The organism is Ferrovibrio sp. (assembly GCF_035304305.1).
In the GTDB taxonomy this organism is placed as follows: domain Bacteria; phylum Pseudomonadota; class Alphaproteobacteria; order Ferrovibrionales; family Ferrovibrionaceae; genus Ferrovibrio.
The window spans coordinates 1-5,027 of the sequence record NZ_DATGQG010000093.1 but is presented as its reverse complement, the minus strand read 5'-3'; the positions used below and the strand labels follow the sequence as shown (position 1 = coordinate 5,027).

Sequence of the window (5,027 nt, the reverse complement as noted above, 5' to 3'; positions counted from 1 at the left end):
GGATTGTTCCTGCTGTCGACCGGCGACTACGAGCGCGGCTGGGCCGAATACGAATGGCGCTGGCAGTCGGAGCAATATGACGAGCGGGACTGGAGCGGCGGGCTGCCGCGCTGGGATGGCACGCCGCTCGAGGGTCGGCATCTGCTGCTCTGGGGCGAACAGGGCATCGGCGACCACGTTCTCTATGCGACACTGCTGCCGGAGGTGATCAGGCTGGCCGCCGGACGCATCTCGATTGCGGTCGAGGATCGCCTGGTGCCGCTGTTTGCCCGCTCGCTGGCCGATTACCCGGTAGCGGTGATCGCCCGCGGAGCAGCCTGCGCCGCCGACGTGCAGTGTCCCTTCGGCAGCATGGGCCAGTGGGTTCGGCGCGGCCCGGCGGATTTCACCGGAAGCGGCGTCTTCCTGAAGCCCGATCCGTCCCGCGTTGCCGAACTGCGCCGCCGCTATGCCGAGCTGGGCCGGCCGGGCGACCGTCTGATCGGACTCTCCTGGCGCAGCGCGAACTGGCATATCGGGCAGTACAAGAGCCTGAGCCTGAAGGCGCTGCAGCCGCTGCTGGAACGACCGGGAACGGTCTGGGTCAATCTTCAGTATGGCGATGTCTCGGAAGAGGTGGCGGCGTTCCGGCAGCGCACGGGCATCGCCATCCATTCCGACCCCGGGATCGACACGATGCGAGACCTCGACGGCCTCGCGGCGCAGATCGCGGCGCTGGATGCGGTTGTCAGCAGCAGCAATTCGACGGTGCATATCGCCGGTGCTCTCGGCGCGCGGTGCCACGTGCTGCTGGCCCATGGTCGCGGCCGGCTATGGTACTGGCCGCGACAGGGCGTGCATACGCCATGGTACGGATCCGTCCGGCTGGCGCGCCAGACCGCGCCGGGCGACTGGTCGGGGGCAATCGAGCAAGTGCGGGCGGCTCTGGATGACGAACACTGACATGCCGGCTGCCGGGATCGCCGCGCTGCTCATCGAAGCTGTGCAGGCCCATGAACGCGGCGAGATCGAACGTGCCGCGCAGGGCTATCGCACGGTTCTGGAGAGCGTGCCGGATCAGGCCGATGCCCTGCATCTGCTGGGCGTCATCGCCGACCAGCAGGGCCGCCATCGGGAAGCGGTCGAGCTGATCCGGCGGGCGATTGCCGTTTCACCGCAATCCGCCGTCTTCCACGGCAATCTCGGCACGGCTCTTCTGGCGCTTGGCGACAGCGCGAATGCCGAGGCGAGCTATCGCGAGGCGCTGCGGCTCGACCCGCACTATGCCGACGGGCAGATCAATCTCGGCAACCTTCTGCTGGCGCGTGGTGAGACAGCGGCGGCGCTCGACTGCTACCGGCTGGCCGTCGCGGCGGAACCGCGCCGTTCGGATGCGCATCTTGGTCTGGCTACAGCGCTTTCCCGATCCGAACGTGACGAGGAAGCTCTTCCCCATGTCGTGACAGCCATTCAGCTTGCGCCGCGATCCGCCGCCGCGCGGCACTTCGCCGGGCTGACTCTGCGCAAACTGCGCAGATATGCCGAAGCGGTGAAGCAGAGCCGCGCGGCTGTGACACTGGAGCCTGACAATCTCGTTTACCGGGAGGCGCTCGCCCTCGCGCTCGTGAAGCTGCACGAGCCGGAGGCCACCAGGGAAGCCATCGATCTCTTCGGGAAAATTCTCGAGCAGGACCCCGATCGCATGGAATCCCTCCTGGGCATCGGAGGGGCGCTCGTTCAGGATCAGCGGCCGCTCGCCTCGCTTCCCTATTTCGAACGTGCGCTGCACAAGGGCGGGAAGCGGATCGAGACCCTGATGAACTATGCCGTGCCCCTGACCTATGCCGGCCGGTTCGACGAGGCGCTGCAGCTTTGCAATGAGGCGTTGCAGATCGCTCCCGACAATTGCCTGGTGCTGAAGCACCGCGGCATGGTGCGGGAATGCATGGGCGACTACGACGGCGCGCTCGCGGATTACGAGGCGGCGCAGCAGGCCGGCACCCACAGCGACGACGACGCCATGGCCGACGCCGCGTTCAAGCAATCGCTGCTGCTGCTCTCGCGAGGCAGGCTGTCCGAAGGCTGGCCGCTCTACAAGATCCGGCTCGACGCGCAGGGAAAGCTGAAAGAGCTGAAGGTCTTCGATTCGATCCTGCCAAAATGGGACGGAACATACCTCCCGGACCAGCGCATTCTGGTCTGGGGCGAGCAGGGGGTAGGCGACCAGGTTCTCTATGGCTCGATGCTTCCCGAGGTGCAGGCGCGCGCCGGATCGGTGATATTCCTGTGCGACAAACGCCTCTTCCCGCTTTTCGAGCGGTCGCTTCCCGGCCTGCAGCTGCGCAAACTGAATCCGAAGCGGGCTGCGGAGTTCCGCAACGAGGCGGATGTGCAGATCAGCCTCGGCGATCTTGGCGCCACGCTGCGTCCGAATTTTGACGCCTTCCCGGCGCCGAAGCCCTATCTGAAACCCGATCCCGACAGGGTTGCAGTCTTTCGTCAGCGCTATCAGGCATATGGCAAACGGCTGATCGTCGGCTTTACCTGGCGCAGCAATGCGCCGACCGGCATCTACAAGAGCGCGTCATTGCTGGACTGGGCACCAGTGCTGCAGCAGCAGGACGTGCTGTTCGTCAATCTGCAATACGGCGATACGGCAGAGGACCGGCGCATGCTGCGCGAGCGGCTGGGCGTGGAGATGCTGCATGACGAGACGGTCGATCCGCTGAAGGATCTGGATGCCTTTGCCGCGCAGGCGGCCGCTGTCGACCTGGTGATCGGCGGCAGCAACAGCGGACAGCATATTGCCGCCGCCACAGGCACGCCGTGCTGGATCGCGGTGCCGTCCGGCGTGGGGCGGCTGTGGTACTGGTTCCTGGACCGCACGGACAGTCCCTGGTACCGGGATGTGCGCCTGTTCCGGCAGCCACCGGGCCGCTATGACGACTGGCGGGCTCCCATCGCAGCCATGGCGAACCGGCTGCGGCAGCGGCTGCGCGAACCGGCATGACAATGACCAGTCTGGCGCAGCAGCTGAATGCTGCCGTTGCGCGGCATCAGGCCGGCGATCTGGAGGCGGCGCGCGGCATCTATCAGGACATCCTGAAGGAGCACCCCGATCAGGCAGACGCCCTGCATCTGCTTGGCGTGCTGCGCGATCAGCAAGGGGCGCATGCCGAGGCGGTCGAACTGATTTCCCGCGCCATCGCACTGTCCCCCGGCGAAGCCAGTTTCCATGGCAATCTCGGCACGGCGCTGCTGGCGATGCAGCGCGACGCGGACGCGGAAGCGGCGTACCGGCAGGCGATCCGGCTCGATCCGGCCTATGCCGAAGGCCATTACAACCTCGCCAATCTGCTGCGCCGTCGCGGTGAGACGGCAGGTGCGCGGCGGCATTTCGAGACCGCGCTGGCCCTGCAGCCCGGCTATGCCCAGGCCCGCAACAATCTCGCGATGCTGCTGTGGGAAGATCTCGGGGACAATGCCGCGGCGGAGGGGCAGTACCGGCTGCTGCTGCAGGCTGCTCCGGGCTGGGCCACCGGCCGCATGAATTACGGCCTGTTCCGGTTGTCGCAGGGGCAGTTCGCCGAAGGCTGGCGTGAGTATGAATGGCGCTGGCGCAGTGAGACATATAACGAGCGTGACTGGGGGCTCGGCCTGCCGCGCTGGGACGGACGCCCGTTACAGGGCGAGAGTCTGCTTGTCTGGGGCGAGCAGGGGCCCGGTGACCAGATTCTCCATGGCACGATGCTTGCCGACATTGCCCGGCTGTCGGGCGGCCGGCTCTTCGCGGCGGTCGATGAACGCCTCGTGCCGCTGTTCCGGCGATCGCTCTCCGGTTCAGGGATAACCGTCGTTCCGCGCGGAACGACGGTGCCGGCCGGGATGCAATGTCCGTTCGGCAGCCTGGGCAACTTCGTTCGCCGCCGGCGTGAGGATTTCACCCGCCGCCAGGGTGGTTATCTGCGCGCCGATGATGGGATGCGGCAGAGCTTCCTGTCGTCCTACCGGGACCTTGCAGGCGGCAGGCGCCTGGTGGGCCTATCCTGGTGGAGTGCCAATCGCAGCATTGGCGAATACAAGAGCATTCCCTGGCGGATGCTGCTGCCGCTGCTGCGACGTCCCGACGTACTGTGGATCTGCCTGCAATATGGCGAAGCTGCGGAAGAGGTGGAGGCGATGCGACGTGAAGGCGTGGCAATCCATGTCGACCGTTCCGTCGACGGTCTTGCCAGTCTCGATGCATTTGCCGCGCAGGTATCGGCACTCGATGCGGTGCTCACAGTCAGCAACACGACCGTTCACATGGCCGGCGCGCTTGGCGTTCCGACCGCCCTGCTGCTGGCACGGGGACGGGGGCGGCTCTGGTACTGGCCGGAGCAGGGGGCGGAAACCCTGTGGTATGACAGCGTGTCGGCCCTCCATCAGCCGTCACCCGGGGACTGGAGCGGCCTCGTCGAGCCGGCCGGACGGTTCCTGGACCGGAAGTATGGTTAACAGGTAATTGAAGATCCCACCGCAGGCGGAGCAACTGTGGCAAATTTGCCGCTCCGGCAGGCGGCCCGGCCGGGAAACGGCATTTTTCCTGTTGACCGGCTGGCCCGCGTCTGATCTAACCGGAGCAGTCCTCAAAAGAGGACGAGACATTACGCCCTAGAACAGGAGCATTTCGATGGCTAATTCCGTCAATACCAACGTTGGTGCACTGGTCGCGCTGTCTTCGCTGCGCACCCTGAACGCCGAACTCGACAAGACCTCCAAGAAAGTCCAGACCGGCTATCGCGTTGCCGATGCGTCCGACGACGCCGCGGTGTTCGCGGTCGCGCAGGGTATCCGCGGCAACATCAAGGCCTACGCCTCGGTGCAGTCGTCGCTGGCTGCCGGTGAGGGCCTTGGCCAGGTGACCGCTGCCGCGCTGAACGGCATCTCGAACCTGATCGGCGACATCAAGTCGAAGTTCGCCAACCTCGCCGACGGCTCGCTGAACACGGCGCAGCGCGACGTGTACGAGAACGAGGTCACCCAGCTGATCGGCCAGATCAGCAACT

Annotated in this window: 3 protein-coding genes and 1 pseudogene; all 4 read left to right on the top strand. The window is 65.9% G+C overall.

Annotated elements, in window-relative coordinates; all coding sequences use genetic code 11:
- Positions 1-942 (top strand): annotated as a pseudogene (locus VKZ87_RS11160) (hypothetical protein); the annotation flags it as partial.
- The gene (locus tag VKZ87_RS11155) at positions 929-2,989 is read left to right on the top strand and encodes a tetratricopeptide repeat protein (RefSeq protein ID WP_324221335.1); all 2,061 of its coding nucleotides are present in this window, start codon (positions 929-931) and stop codon (positions 2,987-2,989) included. The pseudogene VKZ87_RS11160 and the gene VKZ87_RS11155, both read left to right, overlap by 14 nt.
- Positions 2,986-4,476 carry a tetratricopeptide repeat protein gene (locus tag VKZ87_RS11150; RefSeq protein WP_324221334.1) on the top strand — a complete coding sequence of 497 codons (1,491 nt, stop codon included), beginning with the start codon at positions 2,986-2,988 and terminating at the stop codon, positions 4,474-4,476. The genes VKZ87_RS11155 and VKZ87_RS11150 overlap by 4 nt, the downstream gene beginning before the upstream one ends.
- A 175-nt stretch (positions 4,477-4,651) precedes the next feature.
- Positions 4,652-5,027, top strand: a 376-nt coding sequence (locus VKZ87_RS11145) for a flagellin (RefSeq protein ID WP_414655647.1), incomplete at its 3' end; no start/stop codon positions are given.

What these genes read in the sequence shown, in the direction of transcription:
- VKZ87_RS11155 (WP_324221335.1), top strand. Translation starts at nt 929, where the DNA reads ATGACGAACACTGACATGCCGGCTGCCGGGATCGCCGCGCTGCTCATC.
- VKZ87_RS11150 (WP_324221334.1), top strand. Translation starts at nt 2,986, where the DNA reads ATGACAATGACCAGTCTGGCGCAGCAGCTGAATGCTGCCGTTGCGCGG.